The sequence below is a fragment of the Leptolyngbya sp. ST-U4 genome, from assembly GCF_039962215.1.
Lineage (GTDB): Bacteria > Cyanobacteriota > Cyanobacteriia > Elainellales > Elainellaceae > Leptolyngbya_A.
The window spans coordinates 35,708-60,222 of sequence record NZ_JAMPKZ010000025.1; the positions used below are offsets into that span (position 1 = coordinate 35,708).

General features: G+C 50.9%; 22 protein-coding genes and 1 tRNA gene. 8 read left to right on the forward strand and 15 right to left on the reverse strand.

All coding sequences use genetic code 11. The features are described 5' to 3' along the window. Positions 1-8 precede the first annotated feature (8 nt). Genes NDA02_RS22685 through bioF form a run of 3 tightly spaced genes read right to left on the reverse strand, consistent with a single transcriptional unit; the run spans position 9 to position 2,776 of the window. Positions 9-815, reverse strand: coding sequence for a methyltransferase domain-containing protein (locus tag NDA02_RS22685; RefSeq protein WP_190791751.1), 807 nt, complete (start codon positions 813-815; stop codon positions 9-11). Then, a complete protein-coding gene (locus NDA02_RS22690; protein WP_190791750.1) occupies positions 815-1,534 on the reverse strand; it encodes an alpha/beta hydrolase in 720 nt (239 codons plus the stop codon). Before NDA02_RS22690 ends, NDA02_RS22685 begins: the two co-directional genes overlap by 1 nt. Before the next feature lie 42 nt (positions 1,535-1,576). Beyond that, positions 1,577-2,776, reverse strand: coding sequence for an 8-amino-7-oxononanoate synthase (bioF, locus tag NDA02_RS22695; RefSeq protein ID WP_190791749.1), 1,200 nt, complete (start codon positions 2,774-2,776; stop codon positions 1,577-1,579). A 239-nt stretch (positions 2,777-3,015) separates the two neighbouring features. On the opposite strand from bioF, the gene NDA02_RS22700 reads away from it, so the two are divergent. Beyond that, on the forward strand, positions 3,016-4,380 hold the full coding sequence (locus NDA02_RS22700) for an FAD-binding oxidoreductase (RefSeq protein WP_190792311.1): 1,365 nt from the start codon (positions 3,016-3,018) through the stop codon (positions 4,378-4,380). Between the two features lie 255 nt (positions 4,381-4,635). Here NDA02_RS22700 and NDA02_RS22705 read toward each other — a convergent pair whose 3' ends face one another. From NDA02_RS22705 to NDA02_RS22730, 6 genes are all read right to left on the reverse strand, one after another. Further along, complete coding sequence (locus NDA02_RS22705; protein ID WP_199296592.1) at positions 4,636-5,007, reverse strand: hypothetical protein; 372 nt, start codon at positions 5,005-5,007, stop codon at positions 4,636-4,638. Positions 5,008-5,193: 186 nt separating this feature from the next. Continuing rightward, on the reverse strand, positions 5,194-5,496 hold the full coding sequence (gene rpsN / locus NDA02_RS22710) for a 30S ribosomal protein S14 (protein WP_190792309.1): 303 nt from the start codon (positions 5,494-5,496) through the stop codon (positions 5,194-5,196). A gap of 65 nt (positions 5,497-5,561) precedes the next feature. After that, complete coding sequence (gene nth / locus NDA02_RS22715; protein ID WP_348255975.1) at positions 5,562-6,278, reverse strand: endonuclease III; 717 nt, start codon at positions 6,276-6,278, stop codon at positions 5,562-5,564. A 130-nt stretch (positions 6,279-6,408) separates the two neighbouring features. Continuing rightward, the gene (gene rseP / locus NDA02_RS22720; protein ID WP_190792308.1) at positions 6,409-7,503 is read right to left on the reverse strand and encodes an RIP metalloprotease RseP; all 1,095 of its coding nucleotides are present in this window, start codon (positions 7,501-7,503) and stop codon (positions 6,409-6,411) included. A gap of 320 nt (positions 7,504-7,823) precedes the next feature. Then, complete coding sequence (ntcA, locus tag NDA02_RS22725) at positions 7,824-8,495, reverse strand: global nitrogen regulator NtcA (RefSeq protein ID WP_190792307.1); 672 nt, start codon at positions 8,493-8,495, stop codon at positions 7,824-7,826. A gap of 502 nt (positions 8,496-8,997) precedes the next feature. Continuing rightward, on the reverse strand, positions 8,998-9,660 hold the full coding sequence (locus NDA02_RS22730) for a sugar transferase (RefSeq protein ID WP_190792306.1): 663 nt from the start codon (positions 9,658-9,660) through the stop codon (positions 8,998-9,000). A gap of 278 nt (positions 9,661-9,938) precedes the next feature. Between NDA02_RS22730 and rsmI the strand changes: the two genes are divergently transcribed. The 3 genes from rsmI (at position 9,939) to NDA02_RS22745 (ending at position 11,927) form a co-directional block, all read left to right on the forward strand. Continuing rightward, positions 9,939-10,826: a 16S rRNA (cytidine(1402)-2'-O)-methyltransferase gene (gene rsmI, locus NDA02_RS22735; protein ID WP_190792305.1), complete on the forward strand. Its 888-nt coding sequence runs from the start codon at positions 9,939-9,941 to the stop codon at positions 10,824-10,826. A 144-nt stretch (positions 10,827-10,970) separates the two neighbouring features. Further along, positions 10,971-11,696 carry a hypothetical protein gene (locus NDA02_RS22740; RefSeq protein WP_348248652.1) on the forward strand — a complete coding sequence of 242 codons (726 nt, stop codon included), beginning with the start codon at positions 10,971-10,973 and terminating at the stop codon, positions 11,694-11,696. A gap of 27 nt (positions 11,697-11,723) precedes the next feature. Then, positions 11,724-11,927, forward strand: a complete 204-nt coding sequence (locus NDA02_RS22745; protein WP_190792303.1) for a DUF1049 domain-containing protein — start codon at positions 11,724-11,726, stop codon at positions 11,925-11,927. A gap of 40 nt (positions 11,928-11,967) precedes the next feature. Here NDA02_RS22745 and NDA02_RS22750 read toward each other — a convergent pair whose 3' ends face one another. The 3 genes from NDA02_RS22750 to NDA02_RS22760 form a co-directional block, all read right to left on the reverse strand. Continuing rightward, positions 11,968-12,948, reverse strand: coding sequence for a hypothetical protein (locus NDA02_RS22750; RefSeq protein ID WP_348255977.1), 981 nt, complete (start codon positions 12,946-12,948; stop codon positions 11,968-11,970). Positions 12,949-12,987: 39 nt separating this feature from the next. Continuing rightward, positions 12,988-13,971, reverse strand: coding sequence for a hypothetical protein (locus tag NDA02_RS22755; RefSeq protein ID WP_190792301.1), 984 nt, complete (start codon positions 13,969-13,971; stop codon positions 12,988-12,990). A gap of 256 nt (positions 13,972-14,227) precedes the next feature. Further along, complete coding sequence (locus tag NDA02_RS22760) at positions 14,228-14,908, reverse strand: Npun_F0813 family protein (RefSeq protein WP_190792300.1); 681 nt, start codon at positions 14,906-14,908, stop codon at positions 14,228-14,230. A gap of 439 nt (positions 14,909-15,347) precedes the next feature. On the opposite strand from NDA02_RS22760, the gene NDA02_RS22765 reads away from it, so the two are divergent. The 4 genes from NDA02_RS22765 (at position 15,348) to NDA02_RS22780 (ending at position 19,031) form a co-directional block, all read left to right on the forward strand. Next, positions 15,348-15,421, forward strand: a tRNA-Arg gene (locus NDA02_RS22765). 338 nt (positions 15,422-15,759) lie between these two features. Then, positions 15,760-16,200, forward strand: a complete 441-nt coding sequence (locus NDA02_RS22770) for a pentapeptide repeat-containing protein (RefSeq protein WP_190792299.1) — start codon at positions 15,760-15,762, stop codon at positions 16,198-16,200. 335 nt (positions 16,201-16,535) lie between these two features. Next, complete coding sequence (locus tag NDA02_RS22775) at positions 16,536-17,237, forward strand: Crp/Fnr family transcriptional regulator (protein ID WP_190792298.1); 702 nt, start codon at positions 16,536-16,538, stop codon at positions 17,235-17,237. 159 nt (positions 17,238-17,396) lie between these two features. Continuing rightward, positions 17,397-19,031, forward strand: a complete 1,635-nt coding sequence (locus tag NDA02_RS22780; RefSeq protein WP_190792297.1) for a glycosyltransferase family 39 protein — start codon at positions 17,397-17,399, stop codon at positions 19,029-19,031. A gap of 7 nt (positions 19,032-19,038) precedes the next feature. On the opposite strand, the gene NDA02_RS22785 is transcribed toward NDA02_RS22780, so the two are convergent. From NDA02_RS22785 to NDA02_RS22795, 3 genes are read right to left on the reverse strand one after another with little or no spacing between them, the layout of a single operon-like run. After that, entirely contained in the window at positions 19,039-20,364 is a 1,326-nt protein-coding gene (locus NDA02_RS22785; protein WP_190792296.1) for a serine hydrolase, read from the reverse strand. A gap of 38 nt (positions 20,365-20,402) precedes the next feature. Then, entirely contained in the window at positions 20,403-20,861 is a 459-nt protein-coding gene (locus NDA02_RS22790) for a cyclic nucleotide-binding domain-containing protein (RefSeq protein WP_190792295.1), read from the reverse strand. Between the two features lie 33 nt (positions 20,862-20,894). Beyond that, positions 20,895-23,831, reverse strand: a complete 2,937-nt coding sequence (locus NDA02_RS22795; RefSeq protein ID WP_190792294.1) for an MFS transporter — start codon at positions 23,829-23,831, stop codon at positions 20,895-20,897. Positions 23,832-24,515 lie beyond the last annotated feature (684 nt).

The following is a 24,515-nucleotide window of genomic DNA, read 5'->3' on the forward strand; positions in this document are numbered from 1 at the left end:
AATAATGATTAATCAATTCGCTGAATCGCCCAATAAGCGATCGAATGACTGGCAATTATTTTGTCACAATTCTGCAACTTCCAGGCGGCTGATAGCCGTTTTAATTGTTGGATCGAAAGCTGCTTTCGGGTTAAACTCAAACCCGCTCCGATTGCCTTCAAACTTCTGAGAAAATCGATCGCATCAAAATGGATTGTCTGGCTCACCACCTCATGGGTAAAACAGCAAACAGGAAGCGTTTGAACCTTTTCGAGTAAAGCATCAGTATTGGGTAATGGATTCAGCGTCAAAGGAAGATTGAACTGCTGACAGATTTGCCGCCATTCAGGAAAGCTGCGATCGGTGGGAAAGGAAATTAAGAGCCAGCCACCGGGTTTGACTGCTTTGAGCCAGCGAGCGAGTGCCTGCATTGGACGATCGAACCACTGCAACGCAAATCCGCTGGCGATCATGGCGTATGGTTCTTCTGGAATAGGCAACCGTTCGCCGTCAAGCTGCTGAAATAATACTCGATTTTGTTCTGAAGGAAGGCATAAATGAGACTGACAAAACGCTAGCATTTCCAACGATAAATCTGTGGCTAGAATCGATCGCTCTCCCAACCGATTTACCAATTCTTGAGTCAAAAATCCCGTCCCGCAACCAATTTCTAAAACATCACCTTCAGGAAGCTGAAACCAATCTGCGTCTGTTAGGCCAATAAGATGTCTTGCGCCTGCCTTCTGTACCGTTGCAAACTGATGATAAGTCGCAGCGGCTCGACCAAATCGATCGGCAATTTGAGATTTATCAAAGGAGCTAGGAGGTGACAACATTAGAAATTTATAGAAAAGCAAAGAGCAGATTGCAGTATCGACCAGCACTCAGCAAAGTGAGTAAAAGGAAGGGCGTGTCCGGCGCGCAGAATACGAATCAACTCACAAGAATGGAGCAGGGCGATCAAAAATTCTTGTGTTTGGGAGGCAGCAACGATGCGATCGTTTGAGCTACTAAAGACAAGGACTTTAGCGATCGACTGCATATAAGATGCGTCAAGCTTTGAATCATTTAACTGATGTAGATCTTGCAGCAGAAGCGAGTGATTGAGGTGGTCAAAATCATGCTGAAGTTGGGGATATCCAGAGTGATGATAAAAGTTTTGCAGTACAATTTCTGGCATTGCCTGAAATTGGCGAATCATTTCACCCAATACAAGCTGCGATCGTCTTTTCTCTGCTCTCGCTTCAGGATGAAACGTGAGGAAACTATTAAACACAATTAAAAAATCAGCTTGCTGCAGTAACTCGAGCGGGCAAAGATGCAGCCCGTAGGAATGGACGAGGATGATTTTTTTTGAATCAAAATTGGTAAAGCTTGGCTGAAGCGAATTACCAAAATAGCCGCGATCAAATGCCTGAAACTTGCAGCCCAACTGGGTGAATTGTTCCTGCCAAAACTTCCAGCATTGGCGATCGAATCCCCACCCGTGAAAGGCAATTACTTCAGTCTTAAAGTTCCCCAGGATTAGGGGATTTGGGGGGCTGAGGTAGGACATATCTCACGACTTGATTATTATAAACATTTCTTTTCTTCAAATTCACGCTGGTATCGCTGATAAAGCTTGAATGAGCATTTCTAGATGCTCCGGCTGATGCTGACTCGAAAGAGCGATCCGAATCCGTGCAGACCCTTCTGGAACCGTTGGTGGACGAATCGCAACGGCTAAAATTCCTTCTGTTTCTAAAGCCCGTGAAAGCTCTAATGTTTTTTCAGACTCTCCCACCATCATCGGAACAATCTGAGAGTCAGAATTGAGTGTGCTATAGCCTATTTTGTGCAGCCGATCGCGTAATTCCTTCGACTGATTGATTAAATGCTGTCGCTCATCATCAAGATCAGGAATTAATGTCAGAGCAGCATCAATCGCCCCAATTATACCGGGCGGCAGAGCCGTCGTATAAATAAATCCAGGGCAGTAATTAATTAAATAGTCGCGCAGTTTTTTTGAGCAGGCAACGAATGCCCCGAACGCCCCGAAGGCTTTACCCAATGTCCCTACGACCAGATCAATTTCTGGCTGGAATGCAGCTAATCCCATTCCCTGTTCTCCCAGTACACCAAGCGCATGAGCATCATCTAGATATAAAATCGTATTGTACTGATCTGCAAGCTGAATTAAGGCAGATACATCGCTTCGATCGCCATCCATGCTAAAAACAGTTTCAGTTACAATCATGAGCCGATCGTAGGACTGCGAGCTGACTTTTTTGCACAGCGTTTCAAGCTGATTCAAATCATTGTGGGCATAGCGATAAAACCTCGCCCCGCTTGCCAAAATGCCTTGAATCAAACTGCTGTGAATTAGCCGATCGCACAGCACACAAGATTGAGCAGTCAGCAGTGTCCCTAGCAGGGTCATATTTGCTTGAAAGCCTGAGTTAAACAGCAAAGCAGCTTCTCGTCCACAGGCAGCTGCCAGTTTTTCCTCAAGCTGATGATGAATGTCGTAGTTGCCCGCTACAAGCCGCGATGCCGTTGCGCCTGTCCCGTACCGTCCTGTATAGTCTTGCGCTGCCTGGATCAGTGCCGGATGCTTTGACAGCCCCAGATAATCGTTCGCGCTGAAGTTGAGCAGTGGTCGTCCCTGCTTCCGGACCCATACGCTATTCATCCCCCCCTCGCCACAGGGCGAAGCAGCCGGAACAAGCGGCTGAAGCGATCGCAACCGCTGCTGCTCAACCCGTTCTGCCAGGGCGCGATCGATAAAATCAAATTTGTTGGCTTTGTTGACTGTCATAGCGTTTTCCATCATACGAGCCAGGGGGGACAGCGTTAAACAAGATAGGTCATCCCCAAGGGCAGGCAAGAGAACCATTACCCATGACTACTGCCTTATGACTAACGACCAAGCTATCCAACACCCTTTGCGGCAGATAATTTAGCCTGGACTGCATCCAGATTGACGGATTATTGAAAATTCGGTTTTTAATATGGGAAAGGCAGTTACACTTTTCGTTACTCCCGGAGAATCCCAGCATGACGGTTGCGGAAGCACGTTCGATCGATTGGAATGCGATCGTAGCTGAATTAGAGGGCATTGAGGTCATTCGCGACGCGGTGCAGGTTGCCAAGCTTTCCAAGGACTATTACACCTACAGTCCCCTGCTCCAGGCGCAGCTTAACAATAAGGTTGGAGAAATTGTAATTCGTCCGGCAAATGAAGCAGAAGTCATGCGGGTGGCTGCCCTGTGTGTCAAGCATCAGATTCCGCTCACGGTGCGGGGCGCAGGCACGGGGAACTATGGTCAGTGTGTGCCGATGCGGGGCGGGGTGATTCTCGACATGACCAAAATGCAGGCGGTGAAATGGGTCAAACCGGGAATCGCCTGCGTTGAAGCGGGGGCAAAACTGGCAGCGATCGACAAACAAACCCGCGAAACAGGCTGGGAAATTCGCATGGCTCCGTCTACTTATCGAACAGCTTCGATCGGCGGATTCATTGGTGGCGGCAGTGGCGGTATTGGCTCGATTACCTACGGGTTGATTGCCGATCGTGGAAACTTGCTGGCTCTGCGGGTGGTAACAATGGAAGAAAGTCCGCGCGTGATCGAGCTGCGGGGCGACGATGTGTACAAGGTGGCCCACGCCTGGGGCACAAACGGCATTATCACAGAGCTGGAAATTCCCCTGACGGCAGCTTATCCCTGGTCAGAGCTGATTGTCACCTTCCCCGACTTCATGACGGCAGCCCGGTTCGGTCAGACCCTGGGCGACTCCGACGGCATGATTAAAAAGCTAATCACCATCTTCGCGGCTCCGATTCCTCAGTATTTTGCCGCCCTGCGAAACGTCCTCACGCCAGAACAGCACTCTGCGTTTGTGATGATTGCGGAACCCTGCCTCGAATCCTTTGGCGAACTCGTGAAAGAGTTTGGCGGAACAATCGTCTATCAAAAATCCGCGCAGGAAGCCACTAAAGGCGTCGTTCTAGGAGAATTCACGTGGAACCACACCACGTTACATGCCCGCAGCATCGATTCATCGATTACCTATCTGCAAACCATCTTCCCCGCGGACAAAGATCTGAAGCTGGTGGAGCACATGTATCACCACTTCGGCGATGAGGTGATGATGCACTTAGAATTTATTCGTGCCAAAGGCACGGTTGTTCCGGCAGCTCTACAGCTTGTGCGCTACACTACACCCGATCGCCTCAACGAAATCATGCGCTACCACGAGGAGCACGGCGCATTTATTGCCAATCCCCATACCTTCATCATTGAAGACGGTGGCAGAAAAACGATCGACCCCATGCAGCTTCAGTTCAAAGAGCAGGTTGATCCCGCCGGACTATTAAATCCCGGCAAAATGCGAACCTGGGATGAACGGATAGAGGGCTAAACGTAATTTTTCTGTTTTGAAGAATGAAGTTGGGTGACAAAGCGGGATTCAATTTTTTTTAATAGGAGCAACCTGATTCATGCCAACGATCGTCCTGCACGGCGATCGTTTTTTGTTGCCTGTTCGGACGGATATGGTTGTCCTATCGGGTATGGCTGTCCTAATTGAGCAAACTGTAGGATGACTTGGCGCAGTGGGATGCTAGACCCAGAGCTTTAAGAATTAATACTTTGCCTCACTGATCCTGCAGTTCTCCTATGGTTCTACAGTCAGCACTTTCGGGCTATCGATGGGGGTATTTTCTTCTTGAATTCGTTTGGAGTACCACCATTCCTTTAGTTCAGGAGACAGCTTTACTGGATAGAGCGTGATGATCGATCGCCCCGAATACTCCTGCCCCAGCACCTCAACCGAGTAGGATGGACTACTTTTTGTTGCCAGATCAGGAACAAACCGTTTGCCAATTCGCCGCCAGCTCGGTTCCTTGCTGCGCCACTGAAGCCGACAGCAGGGCCAGGGTAACTCTTCACGATCGAACAGGCGACAGCAGGGACCAATCACTCGGTAGGTGAAATGTCCACCGGAGCTGTAAAAAATTTGTCCATGTTCAAACGGATGCTGCATCATCTCACAGGCTAAGGCTTCTGGCTTGTAATCTACACTGCACTGGCATTTTCTGGATTAATAGCGTAGCAAAGGATCGGGAAAATTGCGAAAGTTGAGAAATGGCAAAAGAGCGATCGGTGTTTCACGATCGCCCTCCTCTCAAAATAAAATCGGTTAAATTGGGCTGGCTGAACACTCTGGGAGTGATTACCAGCTTGACTTGACCACACCTGGAAGCAAGCCCTGATGCGCCATTTCCCGAAAAACGTGGCGAGACAAACCAAAATCTCGATAGTAGCCTCTCGGACGACCTGTGAGCCAGCAGCGATTGTGGAGGCGCACAGGCGCACTGTTGCGGGGAAGCTGTTGAATCTGACGATGGATTTCCAGCTTTTCCTGCTGAGAGGTTGTGTTTGAAAATTGTTCGAGCAGTTCTTCGCGCTTTTGAGCGTATTTCGCCACGAGCTTTTGGCGTTTTTTCTCACGCTCGATCATGCCTTTCTTAGCCATGAAAGAATTACGTTGTTCCTATTTAGACAGCATTTACTATACTACCGCAGGTTGTAAGAGCTTGACTACCTCACCTCAATCCGTCCTTCTGGCACAAACCCCACAACAGGTAAAGGAGGCGGCGTGATTTTGAAGCGATCGGCTGAGGGACACAAATCGGCTAACGCACAAACATCACAGGCAGGATTACGGGCATTGCAAACTGCACGACCATGATAAATCAGCCGAATCGACCAGTTTTCCCAGTCGGGCTGGGGCAGCAGCTTCATCAAATCTCGTTCGATCTTGAGCGGATCTGTTTCTTTGGTGAGTCCCAGTCGTCCGCTCAGCCGTTTAACGTGGGTATCGACTGTGACTCCTGCATGGATGTCAAAGGCGTGAGCTAAAACTACATTCGCCGTTTTACGGGCAACGCCAGGCAGGGTCAGCAGGTCTTCCATCCGTTGCGGAACCTCACCCCCAAACTGGGTCATGATCAGGCGGCAGGCAGCTTGGATATTTTTGGCTTTGTTTCGATAAAAACCAGTCGATCGCACCAAAGATTCAATTTCAGCAACATCCGCATTGGCAAACGCCTCAGCATCAGGAAGGCGGCGAAAAAGGGCAGGCGTCACCTGATTCACCCGCTCATCGGTACATTGGGCAGACAGAATCGTAGCAACCATAAGCTGCACCGGCGTCTCATAGTCCAGCGTGCAGGGAGCTTCCGGGTAAAGCCGCTTCAGACGTACCAGAATTTCTAACGCCTGCTGTTTTCGGGCAGAAAGGCTGCGAAGTCTCACGATACAAAGGAAGTAGAGAAAAGGAAACGAGGTGATGGCTACACCGTCATACCAAAAGTGATGGCAGTTCGCGTAGCCCTTGGACAAGCTTGTACGCCCAACTCATCCTAACGTTCATGCTGCCCTGCGACTACTGGAAGAGTCTCTGGAAAATCGCAAGCTGAGTAGTATCGCGAACGATCAGGAAGATTCCTAATCCGAGCAGCAGTACCAGCCCGGTTTGCATCACGTTCTCTTGAATCCGATTGGGCAAAGGCTTACCGCGCAGTCCTTCCAGCAACAGAAACACAAGCTGTCCGCCATCCAGAGCCGGAAGCGGCAGAATATTGATAATCGCTAGGTTGATGCTGATGATTGCCGTGAAGGGAAACAGGCTTCCCGCGTTCGCTGCAACCAAGCCCGCGCCCTGCTCCACAATTTTGACGGGGCCGGCGACCTGCCCTGCCATCGAGGAGAAGTTGGTGATTAGACCAATAAATCCATTCACAGTGGCAAGAAACATTCCCTGAAACTGCTTTGCTGCCAGTCCCAGCACCTCAAAAACGCCATTGGGGCGGCGATACTGAGTTGCATTGATATTGGGGGCAAGCTGTACGCCGATTTTTGCGACGCCATCTTCTCCCGCTTTAGGGGTAATGCTGAGATCAAGCTGTTGATCGCCTCGCTGCACGGTAAATTCAACAGGCTGATCCGGACTGGTGCGAATCGTTTCCATTAGCGATTTAACGGCGTCCTGAGAGGCTCCCAGCGGCTGATCGTTGACTTCTAGGATAATGTCTCCTGCCTGAAGCCCTGCCCGTGCTGCCGGAGATTGTTGAGAAATGATTTCTGGAACTACGACGCCTGGTTGATAATCAAACTGTTCAGGAATGCCGATCGTTGTGAACTGCGCCACAAACACCAGATAGGCAAAAATCAGATTGGCGATCACGCCTGCACTAATTACAATGGCGCGATCGAGCACCGGACGGTTTTTCAGCAGATTTGGATCGTTGGGCGGAATTGTACTATCTGGGTCATCGTCGGGAAAGCCAACAAAGCCACCCAGCGGAATCGCTCGCAGCGCGTATTCGGTGCGCTCACCCTGATACTTCAGCAAAATCGGACCAAAGCCGATCGAAAATCGATTGACGTGAATTCCTTGCAGACGAGCTGCCAAAAAGTGCCCCAGCTCGTGAACCACAATTAACAGGGCGAGAACTGAGATTGTCGCTAATACTGACATAGACCCAGATTAATAAATAGAACCATCTGTAGTCCATTCTAAAGGGCGGTGAGGATTACTACTTCTACCCTGTGGGTTGGGTGGGGGAGGGGGAGATGAGGGGTGAATGGTTATCAGTGTATTTGGCTAACTCAGGTTTTGTTGGAATCGCAAGCTTTCTCCGTTCGGCAACGTTTGTTCGCGTCCGATCGCAAGCCTCCTGTTCCTCTTCTCCAGAAGCATTCGCTTAGGATGAGGTTACTTGGGAAATGAAAGTTCTATCCCTTGTCCTTCCTGTCCTTCTGGGGGCATGGGTGTTTTGAACAGCGACACAGCTAACTTTAAGTGAACTGCTGGCTGAGCGTGACTGGATTGTGAACGGTAATTCTTTTCTTGTGGATCGAAATCATTTGATCCTGACGCAGATCGCCGAGCAGCCGAGTCACAGTGACCCGCGTTGAGCCGATCGCTTCCGCAATTGCCTGATGAGATAGTTTAAGGTCGATCGTAATGCCCTCGGTGGTGGGCATGCCGAAGTCGCGGCAAAGAATCAGCAGGAAGCTGACTAGACGTGATCCCATGTCGCGATGCGCCAGCGTTTCGATCATCATCTCGGTTTGCAGAATTCGGGAGGATAACCCTTGCAGCATCAGCATACAGAGATCGGGGTTTTCCTTCAGGGCTTTCTCGACTTGCTCGATCGGCACAGACAGCAGCTCAACGGGCGTAAAGGCAACGGCATGATAGAAGCGATCAGCACGTTGCCCGGTGATGAGCGACAGAACGCCAAACACGCTGTTTTCACGGAGAAGCGCGACCGTAATTTCCTCACCTGCTTCATACACGCGAGATAGTTTGACTGCCCCTTTTTGCAGGAAGTAAACTCGCTCGGCAGGGTCGCCGGGAAAGAAGATTGTTTTGCCACGATCGTAGGCTTCAACAACAGGTGGAAAAGCACTCCCGCTTAATTGACGAAAGACGTTTGCCAATGGCTTATTTGGTGCAGCTACCATATCCCTTCCCCCAGCCCGCCTTTGAAGATTTCATCTTACCGCCACCTGCTACCAATAAGATCATTCGTTCTAGCCCAATTGGTTCTAACCGACTTTTTACCCCCTGTCCTTCACTCTGGTGTGGAGCAAGTAGGGTTAAGCCAAATGGGATATCGGAACTTCTGTGATAGCTTTCTGACTTTAAATTACTAAACTTAACTCTGAGCGGATTTTTTGTATTAAGTAATACATATCTAGCCCAATCTTGGTCTAAGTGCTGAAAAAGTCAGATTTTAAGGCGAAATAGGGGCAAAAAGTTCCTGTTAAAACCGACTGACTGAGACTGATATTGCTCCAGCAGCTCAAGACAATGCTTCCAAAATTGGATTTGCGAGGGTCAGCAGTGCCAGTTTTGTGAAGGATGTTTTCTAATGCTCTATTTCCCAATTAAATATCACCATTGATTCTGCTGAAGGGGAAACGGCTTCGCATTGTTGTCTGGCGAAACGTTGTCTTCTCCTGGCTAACAGGCTCCCCGACGATTAAGCACAACCTGGATAGTTTTGAAAATCAGCCCTAAATCATAAGCGATCGACCAGCGTTCCTGATAGCGCAAATCTAATTTCACGATTTCCTCAAAATCGGTTACGGTTGATCGACCATTTGCCTGCCATTCTCCCGTGATACCTGGCTTTACCTCTAGCCGCTGCCAGTGGTGAGCTTTGTAGCGGCTCACTTCATTTAGCGTAGGCGGGCGGGTTCCAACCAGGCTCATCTCGCCGCGTAGCACGTTCCAGAATTGTGGCAGCTCGTCTAGGCTAGTACGCCGCAGGAATCGTCCTACTCGCGTAATACGAGGATCGCAATCGTTCTTAAAGATGTAGCCTTGCGCCTGATTTTGAACCTGATGCTGAAGTTTCTCGGCATTCACCACCATCGAGCGAAACTTCCAGATGCGGAACGTTTGTCCGCGAAACCCGCATCGCTCCTGGCTGTAAAAAATGGGGCCGGGATCGCTGATATAGATTGCTACTGCGATCGGGATCAAAACCAGAGCGGTCAGCGTTAAGCCAACCCCTGCGCCCAGAATATCGATCGATCGCTTAGTTCTGCTCTGAACCGAAGGATGAATCTCAGATGCAAATGACGGCAGTAGGGTAACAAATTCAGAATGTGTGAATGACATAGCGCAGCAGCCTCTAGACAACGCCCCAAAAGAGGCAAACCAAAGAACAATTGATTGAACCAGAGCAGTGAGCGCGCCCTTAAACCGCAATTTCGGCAGCTTTGCGCTCTGATAAAAGCAACTGATGAAACCAGAATGCGCTTTGATTCAGGGGCAAGCAACAGCGAAGGTTTCGCTTTATCAACACTTCAAGGACAGCTTTAGAAATAGGGAGCTTCTCCGGGAAAATTACCAGGCAATTTCCACAAGGTTTTGCCTTCCGTGGTTAAGATCCTGGTATGGAGATTCAGTCTGCAACGTTATACATCGTAGGAACCCCGATCGGCAATCTGGAAGACATGACCTTCCGGGCGATCGAAGTTTTACGTCAGGTTGATTTTATTGCGGCAGAAGACACTCGTCACACTGGAAAGCTGCTTCAGCACTTCCAGATCAAAACGCCGCAGATTAGCTATCACGACCACAATCGCCGTAGCCGTCAGGATGAGCTACTGCGTCGCCTTCAACAGGGCAATTCGATCGCGCTTGTGACCGATGCCGGAATGCCAGGCATTTCCGATCCCGGCTATGAGCTGGTAAAAGCCTGTATCGAGCAAGGAATCCCTGCCGTACCGATTCCGGGAGCTTCTGCTGTGGTCACTGCCCTGAGCGCAGCTGGGCTTCCCACCGATCGCTTTGTCTTCGAAGGATTTTTGCCCACAAAAGGCACAGAGCGTCAAGCGCGGCTCATCGCATTGCAGAGCGAAACTCGCACGATCGTGTGCTACGAGGCTCCTCACCGACTGCGGCAGACTTTGAAAGATTTGCGGGAAGAGTTTGGAGGCGATCGGCAAATTGTGCTGGCAAGAGAACTTACCAAACTGCATGAGCAATTCTGGCGGGGAACCCTGGCAGAGGCAGAGCAGCACTACCAGACTCAGGAAGCCTACGGTGAATTTACGCTGGTGATTGCCGGAGGCCAGCCCGCCACACGGGTTTTATCTGAAAGTGCCCTTAAAACTGAATTGCAAGAGCTGCTGCGGCAGGGAATGTCTCGCTCTCAAGCGAGCCGTCAGCTTGCCAGTCAAACCCATTTGCCTCGCCGTGATCTCTATCAGCTTGCTCTGTCGCTGGAAGACGTGTCGCTGGAAGATATGTCGCTAAAAGATTTGAAGAAGACACGATAATGGAAAGCAGCTCTTTTCGGGAGGTCGCCGATCGGGAAGGGGATGAAGACGATCGTAACTCTGTCTCAGCAAACCGCTTCCCCCAAATGCCTCGTTCCTGATGCTATGCCGTCGTTTCACCCAGTGATAATGTCTCGAATTCCTATGCCTTTCCGCTCTGCTCCGCTCAACTTTGGCTTTGTGCTGCTGAGCACCGTTCTGCTCGTGTCAAGCTGTAATGGCTCTGGCAATCAATCGATTACTGCCTCTCCCGATTCCAGTCCTTCGATCGCTGCTTCTCCCCAAACTGAAACTCCTTCAGCCAGTGCCAGCCCGGATGTAGCTCCTACCGGAGAGGTTCAAAATACAACGATTTCTGACAAAGGGGTTGGGGCAGCTCAATTAGGAATCAGGCTGGGCGAACTGAAGCAAACCTTGGGAGCAACCGCAACGTTTACAGAAAAGTCGCCGTTTATGGTGGATTTTGATGCGATCGAGGTGAGCCAGGGCGGCGAGGTGCAGTTCTACTTGCTGCATCTGGCAAAGCAACCGTTAAAGGACAGCGATTTGATTCAGGGCATTCTCACCCGCAATCCCAAATACCGCACCGCAGAAGGGGTAGGAGCCGGAACGTCGATTGCCCAGGCAGAGCAGGCATATGGGAAAGTAACTCTGTCTTACAATACGCAGAATGAAGCAAGAGAGTATGCCCGCTTTGAGCGACAGCCTGTCCCCAACATTTCCTTCGCGACCGGGAACGGCAACCAGCAGACTGCGGGAGTTTATCCTGCTGCAAGCAGCGAATACAATGAAACCGGAAATTTTCGCCCGGATGCGAAGATTCAGTCTGTTCTGGTGGTCTGTCTAACCGATGTCTGCTCTGCGCCCTGACCCCCTTGATAACTCTCTGGAGCCCCGATGGCAAAAGTTCTGATTCCCCTGCTGACCGCCGTTTGGATTGGCGTGATCGCGATTGTTGCAATTCAAAACGCAGCCCCGATCGCCTTTCAGTTTTTGGGCTTTCAGTCGATCCAAATTCCGATCGGACTAGTGCTGGCGTTTAGCGTTGTTCTGGGCATGGCAGGGACCGCCCTCTTTCTACCGTTGGGAGGCAGGGATTAGAGAAGCGGTAGGTGGGTGAGTAGTGAGCGGGTAGGACAGACTAGATTGAGTAAATTTGCCCGTCGATGAGCAGGCGCGTAATGCCTTTTGCCTGAAGGTAGGGGGTCACTTTTTGAAACATTCGACCGTCTGGAACTTTGACAATACGCTGCATTCGACGGAGAAACCGCTTCGCCACGCGATGATTATCGAAAATAGGTAGAGTTTTCTCCTGAACTTCTCCGGGTGGAATTTGTCCCAGCTCAGCAAAGTCTTTGAGCGGACGAGTAATCAGCTCTGCGGAGCGATCGACCACTACATAGCAAGTGCGGGGAATCTGGGCCTCGGAGAGCGGCAACACATTTACCATGCCCTTGCCCTGGACGTGAACCATCTCGATCGGCACATCACCGCTCAGATCATCGTCTTCATCGTCGTCTTCGTCATCAAGGTCATCATCGAGATCGTCGAGGTCATCGTCCTCATCATCGAGGTCGTCTTCTAGCTCTTCGTCGAGCGTATCAGGACTGAGCGGTCGGCTCGTCAGGCTACCGTCAGACGGGATAACTGCCGCTTCTTCAGCTTCGTCGTCGAACTCTGGTTCCTGCTGAATTGTGAGCGGAACCTCGAGCTGGGCTTCGACAATTGGCATAGACACCGAAGCGGACTCTGTCAGAGTCGAGTGCGATCGCTTGCGCTGGCGAGGCATTTCAATCGCGGGTTTTGGGGTTTCTGCTGCTTCTGCGGAATCTTCTGCAGGTTTGTCTTGTGCAGCACGATCAGCTTTCAGCACAACGGCTAATGCGGCACTGATTGCCTCCAGGTCTGGCAAATCATTAGTGTCCAGTGTTCTGGCTCCCGATCGCTTTTGCTGCACCAGAACTTCATATTCCTGTTCTGGAATGCTTTGCTTGAGTAGACGGCTCACCGTACTGGTACTTACCCCATAATGAGTTGCCAAACTCGCAGCCGTCTCCTCGGATTGACGATAGCGGTTTAGAATATCCTGCTTGTCAGATTCAGACAGTTTCTTCGGAGCCATGCCAGGTTTTCTCACCCAAAATGAGATGCGTCTTTCATTTTAGCTGCGTCGTCGTCGGGTTTGTCGTCGAGTCGATAGGTCATATTCTAAAGCAGCCCCGATCGCAAACAAGCAGCCGCTAAAAACCCAGAACACTTCGGGTAATGCCCCTGTTTCATACCCAGGAATATAGGTCACCGCATAGTTAAACCAGATGTCTGCAATATAGAAGCAGAGAGCCGCCGCCGCAATACACCGCCAGGATAACGAGAACCGCCCACCCCAGAAAGCAAGCAACAGCATTGTTGCCATCACCACCAAAATCACATCGCCGATAATGTAGAGCCAGCTAATGATTCCAGCAAGAGGTTCAAGCTGCGACTCCATTGCGATCGCCCAGGCTGGGACATCTGCAACTTCTGGAGAAGCCGGATTCGGTATAGCAGGAAACGTATCAACGGTAGGTGTAGGGCTGGCATTGGTTGGACTGGGTGCGGCAGCAACGAGCTGTTCAGCAGAGCCAGGAGCAGACCATTCAGCAGCAGTGGTGCTGGAAGGAGCAAAGGAAGCCGCGATCGTAATTCCCACGATCGTAATTGCTGCCAGGATGCCCCACTGAATGGGAGTGAGATTGAGGCGGCGAGTGAGCACTGCCCGCAGCATTCCCCAGCCCAGGAAGAGGTAGGTCAGAATATAAAACAAATCTCCAGGAGACACTTCAGGCGATTTGCCCAAGCCGATTTCCCAGTAGCCCAGAATCAAATTGCCGATGAAGTAAGTGAGCATGCCCAGCCCAATCGCCAGCCAGACGGTTCGACCACTCACAATTTGAGGGCTGCGCCAGTTGCGAAAGCAAAATAAGCCCGCTGCGAGAAAAGCAAGCGATTCAAAAACATAGGTGATCACGCCGTACCATTCGGGGCGTCCCTCTCCTGAGGGCGAAACGCTAAACAGCAGAAAGAAAAGAAGTGCCAGGACTGCCCAGGCGATCGCCGCGAGAACGATAGTTTGCGCCGAGAGCGCAAGTTTAGTTTTGGTATTCAAGGAAGGAACGGCTCCTCAATAGCGAACGGCAATTGAAGGCAGAAAGTGAAAGAGGACTTGATCATACTAAGCTTCTGGCATGAAGATGCAGATGAATTACAGATCGATATCAGCGTAGTTATCATGAACCGAGGGCAGCAATATAAGGGAAGAAGGTCAAAGGTCATTGGTTATTAAGTCACTGGTAGGCAGGCAATGGTCTCAGTTCAACTCCGCGGCGTGTAGACCGTAGACTTGAGGGGATATCTGAGATGGCTTACTGCCACAGCCTGCCGCCCGGCGATCGTTTTAGCCAGTTGAAAACTTGACTGCGCTCCTTGTCGGGGATGTCTTGCAGAGCATCCAGAACGCGATCGGTAAAGCTGGTATTGCCAAAATACTGCATTCCCAAGCGATAAAGTTCCCGCAGTAGCAAATTGAGATGATTTTCCTGCCAGGGAGGAAGGGCTAACCGTAGCGGATCAACGGTGAGCAACTGCTGAACTTCTGAGGGGGAACCCGTTTTGGGAAACTTGCCTCGCTGAAAAACGGCAGCAATCTCCTTTTGAAAATTGTTGACCTGACGTGCTCCCAGCAAATCCTCAATATCAATATAGAGAGCTTGCAGCAGCAGCAAGCTGGCTTGCACTAAGGCTGGTGCTGTTTCTGATCCTGCCCCGTCTGCCCCGTCTGCCCCGTCTGCTCCGTCTGAAAGTTGTTCGAGCCGCACTTTTCCCCAAACGCTGTATCGCTCTGGCTCTTCTAGCAACACACAGGCTTTGCCCCGGTTATCAGTCAAATCGCGCCAAAAGGCTTTTGCGTCCTCTTCCTGAGCCGCATTAAAGACACTGATTAAGCGAAACGTTTGTCCTTGATAGTGAAGAATCGGGATCTGCTGATCTTTCTTGGGGTGCTGAATATTAGAAATTTCAACATCCTGCCGCTTAAGGATAAACATGACGCAGTTCGAGCACTCCTACAGGTCGGGGTCAGAAATCCAGGTAATGAACCTGCGGCAGGCGGCACGATTACCTTATTAAGGAAACTGCTCCGCATTGCAATCGAAAGCGAACTGGAGTTCGTCGAATGCCGCCGTGGATTATGCGAAAGGGCTGATTCGTGAAAAGATTGGTCTAAGTGTACCTCTGGATAGTGACGTTCAGAAATGCTAGCAAGCGTTTAGAAATCTTAGAAAAGAAAAATGCAGGTCGATTAAACTGCTGAATTCACCAGCCGGCTGATCTCTGCATCGATCGCTTCCTGCATTGAATGTTATATTGATGCTCAACAGACATGAAGCAAGCCCATGAAGCAAGCTGTTTTTAGTTTGCCCAGGCTTGACGAATTACGTAACTTCTTAGGAAGATTTAGAAAAGAAGCTTTCCGCTTCTCAATAGGCTCCAGTAGCTCAGCTGGATAGAGCAATTGCCTTCTAAGCAATCGGTCGCAGGTTCGAGTCCTGCCTGGGGCGTTTAATGAATGAAGTTAGATGAAAGAACTGAATCACCTCTTGGGCTGGCAATGAGCTGATCCAAAAGGGTGAGGTCAAGCCTGCTCGTGTGACTTATCGTGTAATTAACTTTGTGGAGAGCTTCACCGCTAGATGCGGCTTTAACTCAGCAGCAGGACTGCTGAAGAAAGATTCAAAAATAATTGCCGCTCTTTCCGAAATCGCAAGAACCGCGAATGTAGTGATTAGCAACTGGCGATGTGAAGCAGTTCTCCCCTCAGGAGAATCGGCGGAAGCAAATCGTTGATTTCTGACTTCGATTCGCTGTAATGATACTAGCCTTAAACCGGGAGGAAGATATGCAAACCCGATATTTTGTGGTCGCTGCAATCTTGACCGCACTACCTGTTCTAGGAGGAGGTCTATCTGCTCAGGCAGCAGATCCGGCACAGGTCAGGCAGCTTTTAGAAACAGGGGTGTGTCAGGGCTGTGATTTGTCTGGGGCAGATCTGAGACAGGCGCATTTGATTGGTGCAGATCTCCGGGATGCTAATTTACGGGGAGCAGATTTGACCGAGGCAAATTTGGAAGGGGCTGACCTGACCAGCGCAAACATGAAAGACGCAGACCTGACCGAGGCGTATCTCACAAATGCCAGCCTCAACGACACCAACCTTACCAATGTCAATTTAACCCGTGCAACAGTGTTCTACGCTGATGTATCAGGCGCACTAATGCAAGATATTAATCTTACAGATGCTGCAATATTGGGAACCGGGCTCAGTATTGGTGGAGAATGAGTTTGTGGAGGCCTGCTGAGCGTTTTGTATAAAATACAGAAGCTGCGCTCTTAGGTCGGTAGATTTGCTGAAACCAAAATTCTGACAGAACGTGCCCGTGCTAGGATTTTTCTAGTTTCCGCAGATTGTCCGAGTTGGATGGAATCAGGGATGCTTTCGAGGCTAATTTAGATAACTTTGACGAATCGATATTGGCAAAAGCCAGAATTGGCAAAAGTCAAAGAGTTTGTTGTGTGTGTTACCTGATAAATAATCGGCTTTTCGGCTACGATCGAGTCCTCTGATACCTTTCCTTTCCTCGACCTCTAACAGACTGGTTAGAGTAGTGTAGCTCCATGCACGATCGGTTTTCTCCACGCGACTCCCGCGAAGCGTTACTTATTCGCTCTACCCCCTTTTTTGAAGGACTCCCCGAAGACATCGTTGAAAAGGCCGTTGCCCATGTGGTGGTTCGTAGTCATCCTGCAAATCAAGTAATTTTGTTGGAAAACGACTGGGGCACCTCGGTTTATTTCATCCTGGAAGGCTGGGTAAAAATTCGCACTTATAACCTTGACGGCAAAGAGGTGACGTTAAACGTTCTGGGCAAAGGAGAACTGTTTGGCGAAATGGCTCCGCTCGATGAAGTGCCGCGATCGACTGACGTGATTACCCTGGTTCCCACGCTGATCGGTAATATGCCTTCTCAAGATTTTGTGGATTTGATTCGCAGTGAGCCTGCTTCTGGAATGCGATTGGCTCAGCTCATGGCACGACGGCTGCGACAGGTCAACCGACGGCTGCGGTTGCGAGAGTCAGACAGCGTATCTCGTGTTGCGGATATTTTGCTGTTTTTGGCAGATGGGCAAGGCAAGCAGGGCGATCAAGGGATCGAGATTCCCAATTTGCCTCATCGTGAACTGAGCAGCCTCAGTGGATTGGCACGAGAAACGGTGACTCGCGTTCTTAGCAAGCTGGAGAAGAAGGGATTAATTTATCGCGATCGCGATACGCTGTCGATCCCTGATATCACTGCCCTGGAGCGAATCTTGATCTAGACATCACTGCCTGGGGCACATCCTGCTCTGAGCGAATGTTTGGAGAAGCAGTGGACTCAGCAACGCTGCACCCAACGCGAAACATCTGCTTTTGGCGTAAAGTCATAAGGGAACGATTACCCCTTTGGGGAACAGTGAAGCGATCGCCTCTGCGACAGCATGACCCGCAAACTCGACGACTTTATCTTCTGGCTTCAGCGCGATAAACGCCCGATCGACCGTTTTTGGACTATCGGATTTTTGATTGCTGCCCTGCTTTTATTTACCTGGGATTTGGGCGGATTGCCGCTGCGGGACTGGGACGAAGGGCTAGTCGCTCAGGTAGCAAGAGAAATTGCACAGGCTCCTTCTAGTGACCTGACCTGGCTGCATCCAACGATGTGGGGCGAACCCTATCTCAATAAACCGCCCCTGGTTCACTGGCTGATTGCCCTTAGCTATTCGCTCGCCGGGGTGAATGAGTGGACAGCTCGGCTACCAGGCGCACTCCTAACTGCAATGTCGGTGCCGCTGTTTTACAGGCTGTGCCGTGAAGTGTTTCACCGCCGATCGCCTGCGGTATGCGCCACGCTGGTTTACCTGACTTCCCTCCCGGTCGTGCGGCTAGGTCGCTTAGCGATGCTGGACGGTGCAATTCTCTGCTTCCTGATCGTGATGATGCTCTGTCTGCTGCGATCGCGACGTAACTACAGCTATACGCTGGGCGTAGGGATTGGGCTGGGACTAATTTGCCTCACTAAAGGCATTATGATCGGGTTGCTGCTGGGGGCGATCGGTGTGGGATTTTTGGCTTGGGATACCCCACGGCTGCTGCGATCGGGCTATTTGTGGTATGGCGTTTTGCTGGGAATGATTCCCGCCTTGCTGTGGTATGGGCTGCAATGGGTGCATTACGGGCAGTTGTTTCTCAGCAATAATCTGGGCGATCAGTCGCTTCAGCGCATCTGGACAGACGTAGAGCAAAATCGCGGTGCGCCCTGGTATTACCTACTGGAAATGCTCAAATACGGCGTTCCCTGGATTCTATTTCTGCCGCTGGGCTATCGAACTGCCTGGGATCAGCGAAATCTGGGTTGGGCAAAGCTGGCGATCGTTTGGGGCGGGGTTTACTTTGCAGCGATTTCCCTGATGGTGACCAAGCTACCCTGGTACATTTTGCCGCTTTATCCGGCGTTAGCTCTGGCGATCGGCGCAACTCTCTCAGAACGGTGGGAACAGGGCAGACATCCGGGCGTGTTGCAGTCCGAGCCGATTGCCTATTCGCGTCAATGGATGATTCTATTTGTTTTGCTGGGGTTGGTTGCTGGGGCAGGTGCGGTTTGGTTTGGGATGCTGCAATCTCCCTCAGACCTGGATTTGCTGCTGGTGTTTGCGGCAGTCGGGATGACGATGCTGTCGGTGGCGGTGCTAATGGCACGGGGAGAGGCACAATTTTTAGCTGTTTTAGGCTGGGGAACCTACGTTGCGCTGCTGCTGTTTATGGGTTCCCATCACTGGAACTGGGAGCTGGCAAATTCCTTTCCGGTGAAGCCCGTTGCCGCCATGATTCAGCAGTTTACCCCCGCGAACCAAAAACTCTATACGTCCTACGATTACAATCGACCCTCGCTCAATTTCTATAGCGATCGACAAATCATCCCAGTAGACACTCCCCGACTGAAGCGCATCTGGCGCAGAGAAAGGCAGCCCTATTTATTGTTAGATGAAGCGACCCGACAGGAATTGAAACTGCGATCGGAAAAAGTGCTGGGCACTGCGGAAGGCTGGCAGCTTGTGACGAAATCTGCTTCTTAGCAGTTTGTCAGTCCAATTTTTGGGCTGCTATTTCCTGCCCCCCCTGGTGCAGAACGAGGTGTGTCACCCTTCCCTGCTCATCTCGAACAAACGTAATGAGAGCATCGAATTCTCTTGGGAAAAACTGAATTTCTGTTTCCGCAAATAGCTCGAACTTTTGCTGTCCCGTTGCCTGAGCATAAAACTGATCCTGCTCGTTCGTGATGGTCAGAAGAAAGCCCGGCTCGATCTGATATTGCCCGACGTAAGCATTGAATAATGCAGGATCAAGCGAGATTGCCTGACGCTGCTGGGGTGGGCTAGATTTCGTCAGGGGAATTCTCTGATTCAGCAAATGCAGTCCAATGTCGTTCACATCATTCTCTGAATTAGAGAGCACCACAACGCCCAGACCTTTCGGCTTCACAAAACCAAGAAAGCTGCGAAATCCGCCTGTTCCGCCGTCATGAAAGATAATTTCAGTGCCGTTGTCATTCAGGACGTGCCAGCCGATCGCGATTGCGATTCCTGAAATACCAGTTTGCGCTTGCACCTCGTGGGTTTTTTGTAGGATTGGGGTGAGCGGGGATGGCGTAATTTGCAGGTTGACTGCCAGAAACTTGAGGAGATCGTTAGCGGTTGATCGTAGTGCCCCTGCGCCTGCCAGGGTTGGCATGTTCCAGTAGGAAACGGGTTCACCCAAGGCATTATGTCCGGTTGTAAAGCGTGTCTGCTGCTCTGGGGAGATGTGAATACAGGTATCGTTCATCTGCAAAGGCTGGGCAATCTGGGTTTTGACCAGGGTTTCGTAATCCATTCCTGCTTCAAGGCTGAGGATGTGTCCCAGTAAGCCTGTGCCGAGATTCGAGTATTCGTATTGGCTACCAATGTCTTGTGGTAGGTCATAGCTGGATAGGAAGGAATAGAGATTTTCGACAGTGTAATCTGCATAGGGATCACGGTTATCCTGTGGAGCAAGGTTATCGGGTAATCTCGGTAGCCCAGACGTATGCGTTGCCAGATTGAGCAGGGAAATCTCCCGACCGTTTCGCGTGGGTGTTTTCACCGACTTTGGTAAAAAAACGGAAATGGGATCGTCCAGTTTTAGATCCCCCCGCTCTGCCATGTTCATTAGTACCAGAGCCGTAAATGCTTTGCTAATCGAACCAATTTCAAACAGAGTATTTTCATCAACCGGACAAGATTGGGTTTGATCCAGGCTGCCCCATGAAATAATCCGCTTTCCGTTTTGGTCAATGACTCCGACGACAATACCAACCCCTCGTTTTTCCTGTTCGATTCGCTGCTGCAAAATAGCCGTGATCTCGGCATTAGATAGGACAGGTTGAGTCATGATTTCGGCTCCATCAGTAGGAGGAATCGATCGCACTTCTACCGCTTTGCAGCACTTATGTTTCGTTGGCTCAACAAATTGATCTTTTGGTTCAATTCGCGAGTGCGGCGCGACAACAAACGAATAATATTAATCGCGATATCGGGCGTTTCCTCGATCGCATCATAAAGCTGCTGCTGATTCAGCATGAGGCAGTCGCAGGGTTCCAGCGTGGTAACCGAAGCCGATCGGGGTTCTGCGTCGAACACTGACATTTCCCCAAAACAGGTTCCCTGCTCCAGTCGCGCCAGTTCGCGATCGCCGATATGCACCCGCACCCGACCCGACACCAGCACATAAAGCGATCGCCCTTCTTCGCCCTGCCGGAAGATAGACTGCTTTGCCGGAAAAGAAAGCTCCTCCATTGAAGCCGCCAGCCGCATCAGGAAGTCATCGCGCAACTCCTGGAAGATAGGGACTTTTCGAACAAACAGTAGGCGATCGACGCTTGTGAGCATAGGTTCAGCACCAAAAATACGGGCGGCAAACAGCTAGTTTTCGGGGGTGAGTCCACGGGTGAGGATGTCTTGAATTTGGGATCTGACCAGGCGATCGGGGTCGTCTTTAAGATGAGGCAGCAGGTTGTGCAGCGTTTTGGGCGAAACGGTTTGCAGGTATGCTAGCACTGCTTCACGCACATAGCCGGTAGGGTCTCGCAAGCAAGAGAGGGTTTGCTCGGCGGTGAGGCTCCATCGCTGCTGACGCGCGAGATGGAAACAGCAGGCAAGCGTCCAGTCCGACAAGAAATGGCGCAGTTCGACCAGATGGCGCAATCGTTGACTGGGAGACATCGGCTGATGGGGCAGAAACTCGCTAAGGGATTTGAGCTTTTCCGGGTCGGACTGGCGATCGAGCACCTGAAGCAGGGCGCGTTTGCTGGGCAAGTCCAGCGTATTATCGAGAATTTCTAGCCCTCTAGCAACGCTGTCTCGCGTATCAAAGTCAATGCTGGAAGCGGCTGCCTGAATCGTGCTGCCATCGTAGAGAAACCGCATCAGCAGAAATAGGCGATCGAAGGTGTCTTGCTCAGCATCGCGCAACGATCGGCGCAGCAGAGTCGCAGCTTCTCCCGAAACTCGATCGGCGTTGAGATCAAGCAGGCTGGCATAAAGATGGGCTAAAAACAGGAGTTCCTGATCGATAAAAGTCCCAATGCCGCTGCGTCCCAGTCGATCGGCGACTGCTTCGATACCCCTTTCCTGCGGCAGTTTCAGCAAAATTTTGAGAATCGTTTGCCGCGTTGCCCCCCATGCAGTCATGAGTCGCGATACGAGAATATCCAGTGCTTCAGATGTGCCGATTTGACCGATCGCGTTCCAGGCATGGCTTCGCACAATCTCGGGCTTATAGCTGTTTTCAGCGACGTTAATGAGCAGCGGCAGTGCCTCACCTTCCAAGCGCACCAGTGCCCGCATCGATGCCTCGCGGGTGGATTTGTAGTGCAGTCCGCGCAGCAGAACGGGATAGTATTCCTCTAAATGGGTAGCGGCGATCGCCTCGATCATGGCACACCGCACCCGCAGCGATCGATCTTGCAGCAGTGAGCGAATATGGAGCCGCAGCGATTGCAGATAAACTGCATCTCCCAACGCCCAACAGCCCATCACCCGTTCTCGTTCTTTTGAGTGAGTCAGCATTTTTCGCAGCACATCGGTGGCTTCTGCTTTCTGACGGGGATTGCCGCGCCGCAGCATGAGAGCCGCCGCCGTACCTCGCACTTCAGGATCGATCGAGGGTTTGAAATAATCGCGGAGCTGATTCAGGTCCGGATCGGGTTCCGTTAGCCAGAGATAGCGCAGGGCAACCGCCAGCACATCCGGCGGCAAAGGAGAACTGGTTAGTTTGCGAACGGCTTTCAGGCTGGCAGGATTGGGAGCTTTAAGCATTGCTTCCAGACTTTCTCGCTGAAGCGCGGGCGAAAACTGGGGCAACAGCGGCGTCAGGACTTCACTGACATTTTTCGGATCAATCTGGGTGAGAAACTGAATGCACGATCGCCTCTCTGCATCTGAGCTAGGACGGTTTAAAGCCTCCACAATGCTGCGCTTAAACGCTTGAAGATCGAGTTCTGAAAGGCTGATCTGTCGCCGCTCGGTACTTAGTACCAGCACATCCACATACTTCGATCGCAGCAGCACCACCACAACTAGCCAGCAGAGCGCGAACGCTGCTGTATAAAACAGGAACACTTGCCCCTGAACTGCTTCTACCGCTGTCCCGTTGCCAATGCGCTCCAGCAGCCAGACATTCAGCAGTAGCCCTGCTCCGGTGAGCCCGATCGCCACAGGTTCGGCAATGCCCCGCACAAACGACTGCGTCCGATTGCGGATTGATTCAGGAAGCGGCTGAAACAGCACCGGACTGACGCTTGCCACCAGCGTGTAGCGCAGCAGCTCATCCACAAACTTGAGCATCACGATTCCTACAAACAGCGAAAACCCACCTACAAATGTGATGGAACTGAGCAGGACGATTGCCAGCGGCGGCAAAATCGAAACCACAAAAACACCCATCCGCTCGACCACCCGACCCGACACAAACCACTGCGTCACCAGCTCAAAAATGCCGAGGATCGCGCTAAACAGGGCAAGAAAGTCGGCAATCTCCTCTACCTGAACCGACAAACTTTGCTCAATTTGCCGCAAATACTGAAAATCGAGCAGCACAAATAGCACTTGAATCAGCGCAAAAACCCCAATCACTAACCAGACATACTGCTGCACTGAACCGCGGGCGCGACGGGCAGGGTCATTGGACAGTCTTTCCTGCGATCGTCTCCGGGGCGAATCGGGAAAAAACTGGGCATAAGCCTGCGTCAGATAAAATAAAATGCCCGAACTCACCAGCAGCAACAGACAAGCCAGCAAAATCACGTTTTCCAAACCCACCCAGCCGCGCAAAATCGGCAGCGACAGACCGCTAATTACATCGGCGACTAAAATTCCGCTGCTAATTAAGGGATAGGTGCGTTTGATTTCCCGAATCGTGAAAAGCTGATTTGCCGTGATCGAAGTAATCAGCTCGCTAATCACATAGATTGCTTCCAGCCATAGCCGCATTAAAAAAACTGTGTACGCGCCTAGCCAAGCCGGATTGAGTTCGAGCTGAAACAGCAAAAACGGCAAGCCCATCAGTAGCGAAGTCAGAACGATCGCCTGTCGCAGCGGCAGCACTTTTTGCAGCCAATCATAAAAGAAGCCAAACAGCGTCCCGATTCCCGCACTGGCAATGTAAATCCAGGGCAGCGAATCCGCGCCATACTCGCCCAAAAACAGAGCCGCAACGCTGACCTCTAGCCACAGAATCCCCACCGAGGACAGGGTATAAAAGGCAAACATCAGGAACGTTCGACCGCTTTCCTCAGGACGTAAATTGAGCAGATTCAGCCATCTTCCCCTGCTTCCTTCAGAGGTAGAACTGTTACCCATTACCGCAACCAGCCTTTCACCGATTGATTTTGTGGCGAATTTTTGGGCATTGCTCAGTTTCCCGCTTTGAGATACACCCTGGTTTCGCTGAGTTTTTTTTGAGGCGTTGCCATCCTGTCTCATGCAGTGGGATCAGCCTTATTGCTGGTACTCTGCCTAATCTAAACACGCTTTTGTATCATTCGCGCATCCTGCCCCACTTCCCTCAGGAGAACTGCTTGCTTTCCCTACTGGGGCAGCACTTCGACAGGATAATGCTTCTAAGCATTCCCTCTAGAATGCCCTACTTCTCAACCCAGCGGTCAGCATTTGCCAATCCCACTTTTTCAGAGAATCGTACAAGCACGAGTTCTCTACCGCCTTCGGTTTATCTTGTAGCATATCCAGAAGAATCAGGAATTGCTGTGCAGAATTGCTTTGAATATGGATGTCTTTTCCGCAGACGGAAATGGGGTTGAAGTGGTCATGGGTCAGCAACTCGGCTAGCTTCCGAGCGGCAGGACATTGGCGCTCGAACCCGATGGCTCCGTCTAAGTTTTCTAATATTTCCTTGCTCATCCTCTAGACCTTGCTTAGAGGATGTTTAGGAAGTAGCAGCGAATAGCAGTATTAAGAAAGCTTCCTGAAGTTTAGGCTGGAGCATATCGACATCTCAACAGCCCTCTGGGAAGCAATGACTCTAGC